Origin of the sequence: Variovorax sp. W1I1 (genome assembly GCF_030815625.1) — a bacterium.
Lineage (GTDB): Bacteria > Pseudomonadota > Gammaproteobacteria > Burkholderiales > Burkholderiaceae_C > Variovorax > Variovorax paradoxus_C.
This window is the reverse complement of sequence record NZ_JAUSWZ010000001.1, coordinates 6,926,294-6,944,218: the sequence shown is the minus strand read 5'-3', so window position 1 is coordinate 6,944,218 and position 17,925 is coordinate 6,926,294. Positions and strand designations below refer to the sequence as shown.

Here is a 17,925-nt window from a genome sequence, read left to right as displayed (position 1 = left end):
TCTACTTCAGTCGTTGTCCCTGAATGATTCCTGCGGTCCGGTCATACGCACCGGTGAGATTAGACCAACCCGGGAACGTATCCGCGAAGACATGAGAAAGCGTTCCAAAAATACCCTCGCTTCCAAAGCCACGCCATTCCTGAAACTGGTGCGAGGGGGAATACTGGTCTTGGGCCGAATGTATTGCATTCCCCAATGCCTCGGGCGCTCCATTTCGAGCCGCAAAAATCTGCCCAGCGATGTAGTTTTGGCTATTGGTCAGCGCAACGCCCGGCGTGTCGTAAACCCCTTGCGAGTTGACGCCAGCCATCGAGTGCCCCTGCGTGATCATGGCGTCGGTGCCCTGAGTGCCTCGAAAGTCTACAGCCATCGCATTCCACGCCAAACTCGCGCTGTCCACAAAGCTGAGCCCGGAATTCAGACCCGCAAGCAAAGTGATCGCGTAGTGAAGTGGGAAAGAGAGCGTTCCGGCGGGGTCCATCGAATTGATTGGGTTGTTCTTCACATAGGCATAGAGGTTCTGGTCGTCCTTGTATCCAATCGGGTCTGTTTGCAGGAATCGTCCAAGAACTGGCGAATAGAAGCGCGCCTTGTAGTAGTACAGGCCCAACTCGCCGATGAGCTGCTGGCCGGTGTATCTGAAACGAAGGCCTGTACTGACATTGGGCTCGCCGAACGGTCCGTACGAGTAAGTAGCTGTACTCGCCCCCGCGCCATTCGCTGTGGCAATGACACTTCCCAAGTGGTCCTTGTAGAGCCAGTTCTTGGCGGTGGTGCCAGCGCCCTCGTACCAAACGATGGGCTCGTCAGTGCCTGCGCCATGCACGTACTTGCGCAGCACCGTGGTGCCGGCGGCGTCGTACTCCGCCACCAGTGCCGCGCCGTCGTAGAGCAGATTCGCTGTGGTGGCTCCGATGGCGGTCTGACGTAGGCGCCCTGCGGCGTCATAACTCAAAGTAGCCGCGAGACCCGTCTTGTTCGCAGTCCGCAGGCGGTTGTCCAAATCAAAGGTGTAGGTCCACGTGCCATCACCAGTGAGATTGCCGTTGGCGTCATAGCTCGGGATGACGCCGGTCGCCGCAGTGTATTGATTCAGCCCATTGGCAGTATAGGTCTGGGTTCCAGGTGTTGCGCCAGTCCACTGATAGATGTTGTTGCTCCAGGTCGCGCCCGTAAGCTCTCGAATCTGGTTGCGCATGTACGTGTATTGCACTTCTTGGGCGGTGGAGGCCAAGAAGTTCTTCAAGGTCGCTAGCGCACCTTGGTTGTCGTAGGTCCGCTGGACACTCGTGCCGTTGCCCAATGTGACCGTCGTACGCCTTCCCAGGTCGTCATAGGCGTAGCTCGCGAGGCTGGCACTGCCATTTTCCTGAATCGCACCAGGCCGGTTCAAGGCGTCGTAGCTGACAGTGGTGTAGAACGCGTCAGGCCATGTCGTCCGGATGCGGTTGCCAGCTGCGTCGTACTGGAAGACCAATGTCTTGCCGCCTGCGGCGGTGTTCAGTTGTCGTCCCGCATTGTCCCAAGCGTATGTCACGGTGTGACTGCCGCTCATGTACTGGGCCGCGGTCTTCAGTCCGCGCAAGTCATACGCGAATTGAACATTCTCGGCCGTGGTTGGATAGGTCCGGGCAAAAAGTCGATTGAGATTGTCCCATGTTTGATTGACGATCTGACCATTGCGCTTTCGCATGCCGGTCTGATTGTTGTTGGCGTCGTATGCATACTGCTCGTAGTCATTGACGTTGGCAGTATTCGGAGTTGCGGGCAGCGGGAAGAACATCCGTCCAAGCCGATCAAATCCGTCGTATTGATACGCCGTCAAATTGTTCTTGGCATCCTTCGACGACAGCACGGTCCCGTTCGGGTTGTAGGTGTAGGTCGCATATGCCTGGGCAACGGCGGTACCTACAGCCTTGTTGACGATCTTGACGGTATCGTCGGCGTTGTAGACGGTTTCGGTCACACGATTGCCACCCTCGGCGGCAGTCAGATACTGGGTGGTGCGGAACGCCCGATCAAGGTCGTCATAAGCCGTATCGGTGATCGGCACCGGCGCAGCTTCAGTGGGGCACGTGGTAGCGGCAGCGGTCTGTGCGGGCCCCCAGGCTCGCGTCACTTTCCCGGTCTCGCTGTAGCGGCTGCAACTCACCAGCCATTGCGCTCCGATCTGCGCAGCGGTTTTGATGGCCCTGCCGTCGGGGTCGTACGCAGTTCGCGTCTGCTTGCCAATCGCATTCGTCGTCTGCGTCGGCCGGCGCTCGCTGTCATAGGCCGTCGCCAACGTGTCTGTGACGTCGGTGCGCGGTCCATCAACAAGCGTCACATTGCCCACGGCGTCATAAGTGAACGTGGTCGTGAGATTGAGCTTCCCCGCCCCGGAGTCGACGGTGCTTGTCAGAGGCACATACCGATTGCTCGCGTTGTAGGCCGTTGCAGTGGTCACCGAATTGGTTGCCGTTGTCTTGACCGTCTGCGAGGTGGGAAGATAGAAGGTCGGGAATCCGCTTGGTGTGTAAGCCGTATATCCATACGTCGTCTGTGGTGCTACAGCCGTGGGATCAAGGGGAGAGGTTATAGACAACGGTAACCCCTGAGCGGTGTAGGTGTAGCTCGTGATCTTGTTTCGCGCATCCGTGGCGGTAGCCACCTTGTTGAACGTACTTTCGTAGGTAAAGCTTTTAGTCGTTGTCGCGAAACCGGATCCCGGTTTGGCAACATTGCTGGTAGTTAGAACGTTATGAGTGCAGCGCTTCTCGGCACTCGCACAGGTCGCATCGTCATAGGTGTACTCGACGGCATTGAGTTCCGGCAACTGTTTGCGGATCAGCCGCGACTGGCCGTCGTACGTGTTGACTGTCCAGAATCCCAGTGGTGTACTCGACCGCACGATATTGCCCAGAGCATCGATATAGTTGGGGCGTTCGACGCCTCCAGGTCCGACTTCGGAAGTCCGGGACCCTGCAAAGAAGTAGTTGTACGTTTTTCCTCGCGCATTCGTCTGAGTCTTCACCCGTCCGAGCGTGTCGTAGACATTCGTCGCAGCGGACACCGTTGGAAAGCTCGGGTAGTTCAAGCTTGTCATCTGTCCAGGCAACCCATATCCGAAGACCGTGCTCTGGCTCAACGAGTCGGTGAATGTCGTCAAATTCGAATTGCTGTCGTAGCCGTAGGCTACTGATCGCGTGCCATCGCTCACCTGTGTGATGCGGCCGCTCGAGTTGGTCATTGTGAGCGTGCGACCCAAACTGTTGGAAACGCCGGCCAAATCATTGCCAGAGTACGTGTACTTGACCTGGAGGCCGCTGGCGTCGGTGTAGGTTTCAGCTTTGCCTCCAGCATTGAACTTCAGGACGGAGCGGTTCAACGACTCGTAGCTGTACGTGCCGTCACCGTTTTTGGTAAGTTTGGCGGACTTGCCCGGAGGAGGGTTGTACGAGCCATCCGGCAATTTGACGAACACTTCTCCGTTCAGACCCTGTGTCACGATCACGGTGTTGTCGAGAAGCTGGTCGCCGAACCATCGCTCGCCGAGCGTTGCCGTAACGAGTTTGGCGACAGGCAGTGCCGAGTCCAACAACAAATCGAACGTGGCCTTCTGTTCAACCACCGCTCCCACAGCATCGAGCGCAGAGTCTTCGCCCATGGCCTGGAAACCGTCCGATCCAACTGCGACGTTTGCGCTGAAGTTGTGCGTCCAGCCTTTGCCCAGTGAACCATTCTGGTTGCGCAGGCCCGAACTGTAGAGACGGCGGAAGCTCAGGTTCTGGGGAAAATCACCGACCCCTACGTTGATGTCGTCATGGTCGTAGAGATAGTTTCCAGCCACCATGTCAATCGGGTCGCCGTATGTGTATCCCGAGTTATTGGTAAGGGACGGCGGGAACAACATGCTGTTGCCCACATAGAAATTCGTCAATGCAGGGGCCTGCGGCACTGTTCCATATCCGCCCGACAAACCGTCGCTGATGATGACGCCGATCGTATCGGTCGCGCCCGATGCCAAGGTCATGTACCCGACACCGGACCAACTGTTCTCGGTGATATCGCAGCGGCTCGGGAGTATCAGCCTCGTCCCTGACGTCACGTAGTTGCTGAAGTTGGTCAGGTGGGCCGCGCAGTTGACCAGGTTCGGCTGAACTGCCGTCGCATAGTTGGCCGATGTTGCGTTGTAGATTCGCTGCCCCGCGGCCACGGCAATGTCCAGCAGCTTCACAGTGGAAACAGCGGGCACGTTCGTGGTCTGTTGGACGGCTGTGGACTCAAGGATGCTGAGGTGCGTGCCGAAACTGGAGAATGCGGCACGCGACTTGTCGGCGAGGCCGGCCACGTTGCTCACGGAAATCACGTTGCCTGCCAGATCGACGTAGGCGTTGCTGGTGTATCCAACGATGCCCACATGATGGTGGTGCAGTACCGCCGTCTCGGCAATCCGCGAAATGACATGCGCGCTCTGGGTTGTCTGCGCCATCCACTGCGCTCCGATCACGGCCAGCGTGGACCCCAACAAGGGCTCCGAACCATCGGCCGCACCGGCTGCGCGCAGGTCATTGAGCACGCTGCGAAAGTTCTGCGACGGTCCACGCCCCGTTGGACCCCATCCATTGGTGATCAAGAACGTGCTGCCACCTCCACCTCTGATTTTTTGGGTAAAGTTTTGATTGGCTACGGTCGTGCTGTATGCAGTGTGCGTCACCGTGAAGGTGATCGGAGTCAGAGCACCGGTGGTGACCGCTGCGCCGGGACTTCCCACAGCCACCCCGTCGAGCTTCAAGATCGGTTGGTTCGAGCCGTTGAACGTGATCGTCAGCCGCTTCCCTGCAAGGACATCGGATGTATAGGTTTGATCGATTCCCTGGTATTGCACGCGCAGCGTCGGCTTATAGGAGGTGGGGAGGTCCGTGAACTCCTCGGTGGTAGTTCCGGCTCGTTGATAAGGCAATGCTGTCTGTCGCAACGCCGAATAGAACTGATCGATGGTCTTTCCGCCAATCAGATCATCCAGTGTCGCCGTAGGCTTGTTTGACCTCAGATAGGTCGCCAGATTGTTCGCGTAGGTCGTCAGGTTCGAGCGGATATTCGCCCTGTTGATGTTTTGCGCGTAGTCGGCGGTGATCGTCGCCCCGCTTTGCGCAGATGCGAGATAGGCGGCGGCGTCGTAGCCGGTCGTGCTGGGACTCGCCAAGTCAATACCGACCTTGAGCGTATGCGGCTTGTAGCTCGGATCGAAGTGATACCACGTGCCGCCAATCAAGACCTTGACCCAGACATGCTCGACCGACATGTTCGTCATCGCCGCAGTCAAGGTCGGGCAGCTTCCTGCAGAAGTTGCATTGATCTCCACGATCGGGATCTGGGCCTGCCCCAAAAGATGAGCAATGCCGCAAGCAAGCGAAGTCTCGACGCCGTACCACTCCTTCACCTGGGCAGCGGTCAACTGAATGATCCCCCGAACATACACAGCCTGGTAGCCAGACGCCCGAAGCAGTTCCACCAATAGGGTCGCTTGATCGTGCGCTGTACCCTGGTTGTCCAGCACGGCCCCGAGAGCTCCCTTTTGAATGCCAAACGTCGGGTAATACTCGATGTTATTGCGGACGTACTGGTAGATGACGTCCGGGTTGTATAGAAGGGCCCGCGCGAGTTCGGGGATGGACGCCGGTCCAAGCGCGTTGGCATCTCCGCCAACCCTGGCCGTCGCTAGTTTCGTGCCGCCCGGTTGAGTTCGGGTCTCGGCAGCTACCCCCTGATTGAGGTTTCTTGGAAACGTTCTCGACTTCAACGCCGCCCGAGATTCTTCGACCGTGACGGGAGGCATCTCTGCGCGGATGACGCCGGGCGCGGGCGCGAACTCCTTGCTATTCGAGGTTTTCGGAGACCGATCAGGGGTCGCAACTGTCACGGGGGCTCCGGCGGCAGACAACTGAACAATGGGTTGACCACTGACAAAGGAAACGGTGCCACCACTGGCGAGGGAAGCGGCGACTGCGGCCTTCTTCGTGGAGGGATCTTTGCTGACTTCTCCCAATCCGACGCGTTCAACTCCGAATCTGGGCGAGCCTAGATTTCGAGTTTGTGCATCGACGATTCCGCCTGCCGCTAAGGCCAGGATACTGATTCCGACCACCCAGACGCGCGCACTCTTGGACATGCGAATTCCCTTCGATGTTGACTTCTTGCGATGCCCCAAGACTGGGGACGGGGGGGCGGGGAGAAGTTACGGCGTGGTAGTTGCCACCGACGTTCGATTTCCCGCAGCGTCGTAGCTGTAGGTGATCGTCGTCGAGGTGGTGCCGTTGTTGTAGACCGCTGTTGCCATGCGCCCGAGGGCGTCATACGTGTAGCTCACCGATCCAGCGTAGCTTGGCAAGCTACTAAGGACCAACGTGCATGCCACCACCAGTCCGCGCAAGAGTGTTCTCGCTCCGCCAAGCCGAACTGGCGTAAGTTCTGAGTTCATGATCCCTCCAAGCTCGCCGCGGTTTGCGGCAGTCCCTCAAAAAAATCGATGAGCCTCTTTGGCGTGCTTGTCACGCAATCACGGACCCCTTGAAGGGACTCTAGTTATCTTTGCGACTTTTTGAAACAGAAATCGGACAGGTAAAACTACCTGCAATACTTAGTTCCAGCAATTGAGTCCGTGGACATCAATGCGGTCTTTTTCCTGCTTGTCTGGCTCGGCTCGGCTCGGCTCGGCTCGGCTCGGCTCGGCTCGGCTCGGCTCGGCTCGGCTCGGCTCGGCTCGGCTCGGCTCGGCTCGGCTCGGCTCGGCGCTAGCCTTCAACAGCCGCGATTGCAATGTCACGCCCATCAAGATCGATGCGCGCGAGCGCCAGATCGAGCGGAGCATCCAGCGCTACCTGGAGGCGCTGGAGACCGCGATCGCACTCCGCCTGCCGAGATGGAAGCGAAGACCGAACGCCTGCAGGACGAGATCCGGTCCCTGCGCGCGCAGATGCGCCAGCTCGACGAGACCATGGAGCAAATTGAAGAAGCTGCCTTACGGGCAGATCTCCACTATCGACACCGATGCCCGCTCGACGAGCTCGCACTTCAAGAGCTCGGTCTGGTGCTACAACGCGCAGACATAGGTCGATGCCAAACAACATCTCATCGTGGCGCACGAGGTGATGAACATAAGCAACGACCGGACCCAGTTGCGCAAGATGGCCAAGGCCGCGCGCGAGGCAATGGACACGAAGAAGCTGCAGGCCTTCGCCGATCGTGGCTACTTCAACGGCACCGAGCTCAAGGCCTGCGAGGACGCGGGCATCGCGACCTTCGTGCCCGAGTCCATGACCTCGGGCACAAGGCTGCGGGTAGCTTCGACAAGAGCGACTTCATCTACATCGCGAAGGACGCTGAGTACCAGCGCGGCGGATCCCCGGCGACGTGGTCTTCGTCGATGCCATTCCGATCGGCGCCACCGGGAAGATCCTCAAGACCAAGCTTCGCGAATTGCTCAAGGACTACAAGCTGCCCGAGGATCGGGCATGAGCCACACCGCCCTCATCAAGGACATGCTGTTCGCTGGATTGAGGGATGCGAGTGGACGAGGTCATGCCCTCGTTTTGAGGGCTCAGGACCCGCGAACAGTCCAGCTGAAGAATGGACGTGATGAGTTGCTGCGCGGCCATGACAGGGACGCCCTCGTTCCACGATCAACGCGCCTCAGCTTGCGTCATGACCTTGCTGCGCATGGGCAGTGACGCCGCGTGCTGACCTCGGCTTCGGCGCTGACGCCGAGGTCGATCGAACTACTGGTGAATGGAGGATCGACCGTGATGTTCTCTGCAAAGGCCGCGAGCTGCACGAGCTGCCGCTTTCCCAAACCCGGCCGTCGTTTCAGGGTCATGCGGAGTTTGCGTTCGGCATACTTCATGGCTCGACGACTCATCCCATCATCGGACACGTGGCTCTGGAGAGTTGGCATCCGCGCGCTCCGGCGCTCGACTTCTCTCTGTCTCCCTCCATCGATCCGCCATTCGCTGCGCATCAGTATGCACGACCGGCATGCGCGCGACGAAGCGCTCCACCCGGTCGGCCAACTCGGCCTGGCCCTGACTTCGAAGCGCATCCGCAACTGCGTGCCAGTCCGCCACCACCTCCTGCCGCGTGCGCTGCATGGTCTCTTTGCCGGCATCCAGGGCGCCTCGCTTTGTCTGTAAGACCCGGAGCACGCTGTCCAGCTTGGCGCGCATGAAGGTCGAGGTCTTCGGCGGCCGATGCCTGGATCGCTCGCTGGGCGGCAGTTGCCCGAATGTCCGAAGCGCGCGGAGCCGATGATGGATCGCATCCCTGTACGGCTTGCGGGTCTGCCCTCGCACTTGGCGCGGTGTGGCATTGGCCGCCACGCCCTGCTCGCGCATCAGCGCGGCGAACTGCTCGCGCCACCGCCGCAGCGTGTCCTTGCGGATGCAGAGGCGCTTGGCGGGCTCGAACTCGTGCTCGCACTTGACCACCAGATGCACATGCGGGTGCGGTTGATCGGTGTGCAGCACCATGGCGTAGCGATATTGCAGCGCGAAGTTCTCGCGTGCGAAGACGCGCGCCGCAGCCAGTATTTTTTCCGGTGGCGTACCGGCGGGCATGGACAGGACGATGTTGTGAACCAACTTCGCACGCGTGTCTTTGCGCCCCGGAGCGGGCCTCGGCTTGTACTCGCTTCTGCAAAGCTCCAGTTGCCAATCGGCTGTGACCTCCTTGGCTGCACCTCGCCCCTGGTGCGCCAGCCCCTCGTCGGTTTCGATCGGCAGCTTGCCGTGCCGGCCGATGTAGCGCAGATGGGCCTCGACGCCGCCGACATCCCGTCCGCCGCCGGAGACCTTCACCATCACCTCGGGCGTGCGACCCACCGTGCGCTGGATCTGCGCAATCTGGTCGGCGCCGAGGCCCAGCGTGCCGCCCGGTCCTCGCCGACCGTAGCTCACGATGTCCAGCGCCATGTCGCGCGACGCATCGGCCGAGCCGCGGCCGCTTCTGTCCACGCGCACCACCTGCTTAGGCATGGCGGTTCCCTTCGTCGATCTCCCAACTGATGAGGTTGCGGCGCACGATGGCTGCCGTGGCTTCGCGCGCCTCCTCGACTTCCCGCCGGACCGACGCGATGGTTTCGTCCAGGTCCGGTGCCACAGGCTCAGACTGAGTGTTCGGCATGCCGAACGTTCGAAGCTGCCGTCCCAGCGCAGCCAGCTGGGCGTTGGTCACTTTGATTTGATCCAGTTCGTTCGGCGGCAGCACGGCCGCGTCACGCACATGGTTGCGGATCAGCAGGGCCAGGTAGCTGGCGGCCTTCATTCCGCGGGCACGGGCTCGTGCGGCTGCGAGAGCTCTATCGCCCTTGCGAAGCCGCAGCGTGATGCGATCCGCCTCGCCAATGCCGCTTTCCGTTTCGCGTGGGGAGCGCTGTCCAACCGAGCTCAGTGAGATTTCGCCGTTCGTCTTGAGGACCTCGTCGACCATCTTCGCGAGCAGAGTCGACGCACTGAGATGATGCCGCGCCGCCAGTGCGGCGAAGCGCGCCCTCGTTTCGGGCGGCACCCGGGTGGCTATCACGCGGCTTGATAGAGAGGTTTTGGTCATTGCAACGCCGTTGCAGTAAACAATGTCTGACGCCAGTCTATCCTGCCCTCATGGCCTCACAAGGACTTTGCCTTCGGAATTCCAGTGTCGAGCTCACCTCGCCGTTTCACCGCTCCCGGAGCGTTGCGGTCGATCGGCAGTTCAGAGCCCTCCATCGTGTTCGGCATGCCGAACACGATGGAGCGAACTGGCACGGTCCAGCGGCAGCGGATTCACGAGCAAACATCCAACTCAGCCTGCCCTCATGGCCGCATAAGGACTTTGCCCTTGATTCGACGCCGTCCTGCGACCGCTGCGTCCAGGCCTACCGAAACCGAAAATTCATTCCGCTCGCAGAACGAGCTCACACGGCCGCCGCATAAATTTCCTTCCGGCTCCATCAAGCAGAAGACCTCCGCTCTGTTGATACCGTTCGAAAATTTCTCGGTGTTCGGCACGCCGAACACCGAGAGAAAGCTACGGACGGCGAGGTGAATTCGGAACGTAGCGAATTCGCAGGAGAACCATCGAATGGGCATTCGCGTCGCCCGCGCAGCGCGGCAGGGCCGGCAAGAACAGCCTACTCTCGCAGCGTGAACACCACTGACAGGTAAGAGACCGGCTGGGTCTGAATGGCCTCGATCCCATGCAGTGCGGTCGCATCGAACAGCAGCGAGTCCCCTGCCCTCACCTCCGCAGTCCTGCCGCCGTAACGGTAGCTGACCTCCCCGGACAGGAAGTACAGGAACTTGAGACCCGGGTGCTGGAAGGTCACATAGGGATCGGCGCCGGGCAGCAACGTGACCAGGTAGGGCTCGACGAACAGGTTACCCGACAGCAGATGGCCCAGCAGCTCGTAGCGGTAGTCCGCCACGGCGCCGATGCGATCGACCAAGACACCATGTCCTGCACGCACATGGCAAAAGTCAGTGCGCCGCGCCTGATCACTGAAGAAGCGCGACGCCGGCACACCCAGACCATTCGCGAGGCGCTCCAAGGTCTCCACCGAAGGTGACACCAAACCGCGCTCGATGCGAGAAAGCATCGAGGCAGAAATCCCCGAGGTCTTGGCCAATTCGCCGCCAGACACTTCTGCCGCCATGCGCAGCGCCCTCACCTGCGCACCGATGCGAGCCGCAGACAGGCTGCGCACGACAGATGCAGATTGCCTCGGGCGGACACGCGTCACCGAGACCGGCAACCGCAGAGGTCGGGCCGTTGGCAGAGGTGAGGCGACTTGTCGACGCGTCATTGGATTCGTTGGCAGCGGTAAGAGCTTTGATCTCGGCAACAGAGGCAACCCGCAGGAGGAGCGATCCATTGCGAAATTAGAAACGCATATGGCGCAGCTCATTATGTACCATACAAGCGGGTGCATAAAGAAGTCCATGCGGCGAGATTCGTTGCATGCGATCGACGCAGGATCCCGCACTACTGAAAGCCTTTGCGGCCGAGCTGAAGGCTCGGCGGGCAGTGCGCGGGTTCAATCAGGAAGAGCTCGGTTTTGCATCGGGCCTCAATCGCACATTCATTGCCAAATTGGAGACGGCCACTACCAGCCCTTCATTGACCAGTCTCATCTTCTTGTGCAATGGGCTCGAGGTCGAGCCGTCGGAACTCATGAGTTCCTTGATGAAGCGCTACAAGAAAGAGCTGCGGACTAAGTCGGCGGCCGAGTAGGAGATCTCGCCGATCATCCAGGGCAATCGCTCCTCCGATTGAAGCCATCTCTGTAGATGTCGCTGACCGGCTCCGAAGTCAGAGCGCGTCGGCGATCTGTCCCAAGGCCTGCTCAGCAGGCAAAGCGCAAAAGGGACAAGACTTTTCAGCCGCTGCAGATCACCCGACCACTCGCCGGAACGACGCTCGATAGTCAATGGGCTCCAGATGAACTTGGTCTTCCAAGCTGCCCTTGAGGATGTAGAGCTTCGGCTCTTCGCGGAACTGAAACACACGATAGAGATGAAACGCCTCCTCCGCCTCTGCGGCGAAGTCCAACTCGTTGCGACTGATGATGAAGGAGGAGGCATGGCCACCGTTGGTGGTCTTGACCTCGATGAAGCGATGCTCGCCGGGCCGCTCATGCGAAAGGATGTCGTAGCCGATCCCGTCACCGAGACGGTCTGAAACCCAGTCCAATTGCTGGAACAGTTCCGGATGCCCCGCGTCTGCGAGCCGCCGCTGTTCGAACCCGATGACCCACTGTTCGCCGGCCCGGCCAAGATTTCGGTTCGCTTCGTCGCGCAGAGCCCAGTTCGTTTTGCGCGGGAACCTCACTTTGGGCCCTCGCTCGGCCACCTCCACCACGGTCTCAAGGTTCGGAGGTCCCACCAAGGAGGCATGAAAAACCTGCTGGCCCGGCGTCTTGACCTCCTCCATCGCATCGACAACCTGAGACACCAGACCCGGTTGATCCAAGACGAATTGCTGGACCGCCTGCCGCAGCAGGAGTTGCGCGTTACTACGAGGCTTGTAGCCGCGGACAAAGGGCAACTCGAGGTCGTGCAAAACGGCGCTGATGTTCTGGTACTTCAGCTCAACCGAACCTTTGCTACGCCCTCGCAACTGCTGGCGAAGCTGCGCATTGAATTCCGTCTTGGTGTAGTGCTGCTGCGCCGCTTCCAGACGGAGCATCTCGAAATAAGAGGTGACCGCGGCCTGCACCTCGTCCGAGGTCCAGTCCTCGCCGATGCGCACGACCTCGAAGCCGAGGCGCTGCAGCATGGGAACGACGGCGGCCTCACCGCCGGAAAAGTCCGCAGGTTTAAGTGGGCCCTCGCCAGGAAACTGATGGCCAAAAGCGGCTCCAACGATCGCCTTGGAATCACACAGCTGTCCGGTCTTCCCATCGCGAACCAGAAAATCGCGCGACTTTCCAAACCCATATTGCGCCAGAAACGCCGTTCGACCAAGACGGGAAAACTCATCCAGTGCAGCTTGAATGGCAGCTGGACTTTGGAGGCGCGAAAGTGCAACAGCCATCAGCGTTTGGGAAGAGCCGCCTCAGCGGGATAAGTACTGACCTACCAAGATGGCCACGTGGCAAACATCCTGCCACGTGGAAGCAACACTTTATGTTACAACGTCTTACTCTCACCTGCTGCTGATCGCTGGCCTCCATTGGAAACGCCTGTCCTCGACTCCTTGCATGCACGTGCTCGGCGCATCGCTGCTGAGGGTCGAATTGTTTCCGTCGACGTGGAGGCCCATCCTGAAAAGGGCAACCAGATCTTTGCCGTCGGCGCAGTCCGATCTGACAGCGCAGATACTTACCGCAGCACCTGTTCTCCTGGCAAAACAGCCGCGGTGGCGGTAGCCCTCAATAGCTTTGCCCGAAATGGCCAGGTTCTTCTGGGCCACAACATCAGGCGCCACGACATACCTCTGCTGCGCGCCCAGCTGCCGCATCTGGAATGTCTGCGCTGGCCCGTGCTGGACACACTGGAACTGTCCGCCCTTGCCTTCCCTAGCAACCCCTATCACCGGCTGGTGAAGGGCTACAAGCTGCTCTCGGACGAACGCAACAACCCGACCAAGGACGCCCGGATCGCGCTCAACGTGTTCGAAGAGGCCGTCGAAGCGCTGCTAGAGACGAACGAGCAGGAGCCTTGGTGGCTGGCGTTGCTGCACTTTCTGCTTCGCAACGACGAGAGCATGGCGACGCTGTTGGCGCAGGTGCGTGAGGAGACCGCTCCCGCTGGCGAAGCGGTCGGGCCGATCGTTGCCAGCCGTTTTGGGGATCGCTGCTGCGCCACCCGTTTGCAGGCGCTGGTCGCTGACATCGCGTCTTCCTTCGAGGGGCACGACCCTTGGTCGGTCGCGTTTGCGCTTGGCTGGATCCGCGTCGCGGGAGGAAACTCCATCCTCCCCCACTGGGTCTTCCACGAACTGCCCGCCGTCAGGAAATTGATCGCAGAGCTCCGGGAGATCGACTGCGGCCAGCCTGAATGCACATATTGCCGCCAGAACCACAACCCTGAAGCGCTGCTGTCCTCTTTGTTCGGCAAGCCCAGCTTCCGGGCGCACCCGACAACCGCCGATGGCTCATCGCTGCAACGCGCGATCGTCAGGGCCGGACTGGCACGCGAGAGTCTGTTGGCCGTCCTGCCCACCGGCGGCGGCAAATCCATTTGCTACCAGCTCCCCGCCCTCGTCCACTACCGCCGCTCAGGACGGCTGACGGTCGTCATCTCTCCACTGCAGTCGCTCATGCGAGATCAGGTGGACAACCTGATGAAAGCCGACATCCAGTGCGCGGCAACCGTCAACGGGATGCTCACCCCACTGGAACGACGGGATGTGCTGGACCGCATCCGCCTGGGCGACATCGGCATCGTGCTGGTCTCACCCGAACAGTTCAGAAGCAAGACTTTCGTCGAAGCCATTCGCATGCGGGAGATCGCGGCCTGGGTCTTCGACGAAGCCCACTGTCTCTCCAAGTGGGGGCACGACTTCCGCACGGACTATCTGTACGTCTCGCGCTTCATCCGGGAGCAGTTTCCCGGTCAGGCGCCGATCGCCTGTTTCACCGCTACCGCCAAGCCGGACGTCATTGACGACCTGTGCGACCACTTCCAGGAAGGCCTTCAGATCAAACTGAAGACATTTCTCGGCGGCCACGAGCGCACCAACCTGTCCTATGCCGTGGTGCCGACCTCGGGCGGCGAGAAGCCGCAGCGCATCGTGGAACTGCTGCGCGACGGCCTGCGACGAGAAGATGCCGCCGTGGTCTTCTGCGCCACGCGCAAGAGCGCCGAGACCATCGCACAGATCGTCGCGCAACAGGGCATCGCATGCGGCTGCTACCACGGCGGGCTCGCCGCTGATCTGCGCAAGGAGACCCAGCGCCGTTTCCTCGACGGCGATCTGCAGGTGATCGCCGCCACCAACGCGTTCGGCATGGGCGTGGACAAGCCCAACGTTCGGCTGGTGATCCATGCCGACATTCCCGGCTCCCTGGAGAACTACCTTCAGGAGGCGGGAAGAGCTGGGCGCGATGGGGACGAAGCCAAATGCGTCCTGCTGTTCGACCCCAAGGACGTCGAAACCCAATTCCGCCTGTCCTCCACCTCCCAGCTGTCGCAGCGAGATTTCATCGGACTGCTGCGTGCCTTGCGCTTCCAGGCCAAGAAGCTGGGAAAAGACGAGATCGTCATCTCGGCGAAAGAGCTGCTCGCGCAAAGCGTCGGAACCGGCATCGAAATCGATGCCCCCGACGCCTCCACCAAGGTCACCACGGCGCTGTCGTGGCTTGAGCGCCATGGTTTCTTGAAGCGCAAGGAAAACGCCACCAAGGTCTTCCCTGCCAGTCTTCGGGTGACCTCGCTGCAAGAAGCCAAGGACCGCATCGACAAGGCGGATTTTTCCGCCAGCGTTCAGCAGAAATTCCTCGCTGTCGCCACAGCCCTGTTCCGCTCCGACACGCCCGAGGGACTGAGCACAGACGAGCTCATGCTCGACGCGGGCATCCGACCGGAGGAATGCTTTCGCATCGTTCACCAATTGGCCAAGCTGGGCATCCTGGTCAATGACCTCGGGCTGACGGTGCGCCTGATACGTGGCGTGAGGGGCGCGTCCGCATCCCGCCTCGAATATCTGAGCGCCATGGAGAAGGAGCTCATCGAGCTCATGGCTGAGAACGCCCCCGACGCGGATCAAGACGAGGCGCAACAACACCTGAATCTCCGAGCGGTCTGCACGGAACTGCGCGATCGTCTGAAACTCGACGACGAAAAGGGGCAACTCGACCCCACTCAGGTCCGGGCCTGTTTGCGATCCATGGCCGACGGTTTCGGCTCTGGTAACGACAAGCGCAGCATGATCCAGCTGCAGTCGCTGGGCGAGGACACCCTGCGCGTCACCTTGCGTCGGCCTTGGTCCCAGATTCGCAGAATCTGTGAACTGCGCCGTGCCGTCGCTCAAGTCACGCTCTCGCGGCTGCTTGCAGAGGTGCCGGACGGCGTCAAAGGCGCGTGCTTGGTGGAGTGCAAGGCCCAGGCACTGATCGACGCGCTCAGTGACGATTTGGTTCTGAAGATCCAGCTACGCGAGCCCGACGTGGCGCTGGAGAATGCGCTGCTCTACCTTCACCAGACGCGTGTGCTCGAACTGGACAAAGGCAGGTCGGTCTTCCGTTCCGCCATGACCATCCAGATGGACGAGGACACCGCCAAGCGGTTTAACCAAGCATCGTTTGCACCCCTGGAAGAGTTCTACAAGGAACGGACGCTGCAGACGCACGTCATGCACGAGTACGCCAAGCTGGGCGCGGAAGATCCAGCGAAAGCGCTTGCACTGGTCAAAGCCTACTTCACACTGCCCCACAAGCAGTTCATCAAGGAATTCTTCCGCGGACGAACGGACCTCCTGGAGCGCAAGACCACCGACGAGTCCTACCAGCGCATTGTTGATGACCTGCAGCACCCCGTGCAGCAAGCCCTGGTCACGCAGCCCCGGACAGGCAATCACCTCGTCTTGGCGGGTCCAGGGTCCGGCAAGACGCGGGTGATCGTCCACCGCATCGCCTACTTGCTGCGCGTACTACGCGTGAATCCGGGACGCATCATCGCACTGGCCTACAACCGGGGAGCGGCCATCCAGCTGCGCCGCCGACTGATGACGCTCGCCGGAGACGATGCGCGCGGCGTGCTGGTCATGACATACCACGCGATCGCGCTGCGCTTGACCGGAACCAGTCTGGCGGGCGCCGAACGCACGTCCAACGGCGTCGACTTCAAAAAGATGCTCCAGGACGCCATCGATCTGCTCGAAGGCAAGAGCTCGGCGCTGATCGACGCGGACGAGGTCCGTGATCGGCTGCTGCAAGGCTACGAATACATTTTCGTCGACGAGTATCAGGACATCGACGCGCAGCAGTACGCCCTGGTCAGCGCCCTTGCCGGGCGCCGGCGATCGGACGCCGACACCAAGCTAAGCATCATGTCCGTGGGAGATGATGACCAGAACATTTACTCCTTCAAGGGCGCGAACATCGAGTTCATCCGGCGCTTCCGAGCCGATTACGAAGGAGAGCTCACCTACCTGGTGGAGAACTTTCGCTCCACCCAGAACATCATCTCGGCCGCCAACCACGTGGTCCAGCGCGGCGTTGACCGCATGAAGGTCGATCACCCGATTCGGATCGACGCTCGGCGCAAGGACGCTCCGCCAGGTGGACGCTGGGCCGCGGTCGATCAGGAAAGCCGCGGCGCAGTACGGCTGATCACCAGCCCGCCGGCCCCGAACCTCCAGGCCCAACTGGTCCACGCAGAGATCGAGCGCATCCGGCGCATCGATCCGACTGTCAAGCTCTCAGAAATCGCCGTGCTTTGCCGCACGCACGCTCCGTTGGAAAAGATGAGGGCCATTTGTGATGTCGAAGGACTGCCCTGCGAGATCACCGGCCCGGAAGCGGCCAAAGGGCAGATCACGCTGATGCGCACGCGCGAAGGCTGGGCCTTGGCCCAGGCGCTGAGGCGGCGACAGCTGCGCATGCTGCGCCTGAGCGCGCTGCGCAGATCCCTGAGCTATCTGCAACGCGCTCAACCCAAAAACGCCACACTCCTGGATCTCCTGGACATCGTCGATGACGTCGCCTCCTCGCTGCAAGCGGACATCGTTCCTGCAGCCGAGGCGCTCGACCTGTTCTACGAAGCTGCTGGAGAAATGCGACGGGATGGCCGCGACAGCGTCATCAAGCTCATGACGGCACACGCTGCCAAGGGTTTGGAGTTTGACCACGTCATCGTGATGGACTGTGCTGACTGGCGCTGGGACGAAGCGGATGAACGGCGACTTCTCTACGTGGCCATGACGCGCGCTCGACAGTCGCTGTGCTTGATGCGCGCAGAAGGTGGGCGCAATCCTTATCTCGTTGATCTTGGGACCATAGAGGGGGTGCAGGATCAGCTCCCCCGCGTCAGGCCACAGCACCGAGCGGATCTTGAGCGCCAATATGTGATGCTGGGCCCGACCCGCATGGACATTGGATTTGCTGGACGCGCCTCGTTGGCGCAGCCGATTCATCGCGCGATCGCCGCCTTACGGGCCGGAGATGTCGTCGAGGTGAAAGGACGTTTTGTCCATTCGACCTCTGGACAGATCGTTGGCCGGCTGGCCGCAAGCGTCGATGCAGCGCCTCTCCAAGGCGAGGTCGCATCCGTGGTCGCGGTCATGGTACGAACGCGGTCTCAGACCCCCGAAGAGTACTGGCCGGCTCTGCAGGCAGATCACTGGGAGACGCCGCTTGCGGAAGTCCGGGTAGACGTTCGAGGTGCAGATGATCCAACCGCGGCGTCGGCTGTTGATGCGTTGCAGCCACCTGGTCGCCAGTAGCGAAGACCGCTTCCCTCTAGATCCCTATTT

Annotated in this window: 9 protein-coding genes; 2 read left to right on the top strand and 7 right to left on the bottom strand. The window is 60.7% G+C overall.

Going from position 1 to position 17,925, the window contains the following annotated elements; all coding sequences use genetic code 11:
• Window position 1: 1 nt before the first annotated feature.
• From QFZ83_RS32205 to QFZ83_RS32180, 6 genes are all read right to left on the bottom strand, one after another.
• Window positions 2-6,151 (bottom strand): RHS repeat-associated core domain-containing protein, encoded by a 6,150-nt coding sequence (locus QFZ83_RS32205; RefSeq protein ID WP_307512458.1) that lies wholly within the window; start codon window positions 6,149-6,151, stop codon window positions 2-4.
• 66 nt (window positions 6,152-6,217) lie between these two features.
• Window positions 6,218-6,349: a hypothetical protein gene (locus tag QFZ83_RS32200; protein ID WP_307512456.1), complete on the bottom strand. Its 132-nt coding sequence runs from the start codon at window positions 6,347-6,349 to the stop codon at window positions 6,218-6,220.
• Window positions 6,350-7,681: 1,332 nt separating this feature from the next.
• Window positions 7,682-7,882 (bottom strand): hypothetical protein, encoded by a 201-nt coding sequence (locus QFZ83_RS32195; RefSeq protein WP_307512454.1) that lies wholly within the window; start codon window positions 7,880-7,882, stop codon window positions 7,682-7,684.
• 19 nt (window positions 7,883-7,901) lie between these two features.
• Entirely contained in the window at window positions 7,902-9,008 is a 1,107-nt protein-coding gene (locus tag QFZ83_RS32190; RefSeq protein WP_307512452.1) for a relaxase/mobilization nuclease domain-containing protein, read from the bottom strand.
• Window positions 9,001-9,582, bottom strand: a complete 582-nt coding sequence (locus QFZ83_RS32185) for a hypothetical protein (RefSeq protein ID WP_307512450.1) — start codon at window positions 9,580-9,582, stop codon at window positions 9,001-9,003. The genes QFZ83_RS32190 and QFZ83_RS32185 overlap by 8 nt, the downstream gene beginning before the upstream one ends.
• Before the next feature lie 559 nt (window positions 9,583-10,141).
• Complete coding sequence (locus QFZ83_RS32180; RefSeq protein ID WP_145746441.1) at window positions 10,142-10,714, bottom strand: helix-turn-helix domain-containing protein; 573 nt, start codon at window positions 10,712-10,714, stop codon at window positions 10,142-10,144.
• A gap of 254 nt (window positions 10,715-10,968) precedes the next feature.
• Between QFZ83_RS32180 and QFZ83_RS32175 the strand changes: the two genes are divergently transcribed.
• The gene (locus tag QFZ83_RS32175; RefSeq protein WP_056586223.1) at window positions 10,969-11,241 is read left to right on the top strand and encodes a helix-turn-helix domain-containing protein; all 273 of its coding nucleotides are present in this window, start codon (window positions 10,969-10,971) and stop codon (window positions 11,239-11,241) included.
• A gap of 159 nt (window positions 11,242-11,400) precedes the next feature.
• On the opposite strand, the gene QFZ83_RS32170 is transcribed toward QFZ83_RS32175, so the two are convergent.
• On the bottom strand, window positions 11,401-12,543 hold the full coding sequence (locus tag QFZ83_RS32170; protein WP_307512447.1) for a DUF3883 domain-containing protein: 1,143 nt from the start codon (window positions 12,541-12,543) through the stop codon (window positions 11,401-11,403).
• Between the two features lie 57 nt (window positions 12,544-12,600).
• Here QFZ83_RS32170 and QFZ83_RS32165 point away from each other — a divergent pair, with 57 nt between their 5' ends.
• Window positions 12,601-17,895 carry a RecQ family ATP-dependent DNA helicase gene (locus QFZ83_RS32165; RefSeq protein ID WP_307512445.1) on the top strand — a complete coding sequence of 1,765 codons (5,295 nt, stop codon included), beginning with the start codon at window positions 12,601-12,603 and terminating at the stop codon, window positions 17,893-17,895.
• Window positions 17,896-17,925: the final 30 nt, after the last annotated feature.

Excerpts from the sequence above, each read along its gene's own strand:
- QFZ83_RS32205 (WP_307512458.1), bottom strand. The coding sequence starts at position 6,151 with ATGTCCAAGAGTGCGCGCGTCTGGGTGGTCGGAATCAGTATCCTGGCC.
- QFZ83_RS32195 (WP_307512454.1), bottom strand. The coding sequence starts at position 7,882 with ATGAAGTATGCCGAACGCAAACTCCGCATGACCCTGAAACGACGGCCG.
- QFZ83_RS32190 (WP_307512452.1), bottom strand. The coding sequence starts at position 9,008 with ATGCCTAAGCAGGTGGTGCGCGTGGACAGAAGCGGCCGCGGCTCGGCC.
- QFZ83_RS32185 (WP_307512450.1), bottom strand. The coding sequence starts at position 9,582 with ATGACCAAAACCTCTCTATCAAGCCGCGTGATAGCCACCCGGGTGCCG.
- QFZ83_RS32175 (WP_056586223.1), top strand. The coding sequence starts at position 10,969 with ATGCGATCGACGCAGGATCCCGCACTACTGAAAGCCTTTGCGGCCGAG.
- QFZ83_RS32170 (WP_307512447.1), bottom strand. The coding sequence starts at position 12,543 with ATGGCTGTTGCACTTTCGCGCCTCCAAAGTCCAGCTGCCATTCAAGCT.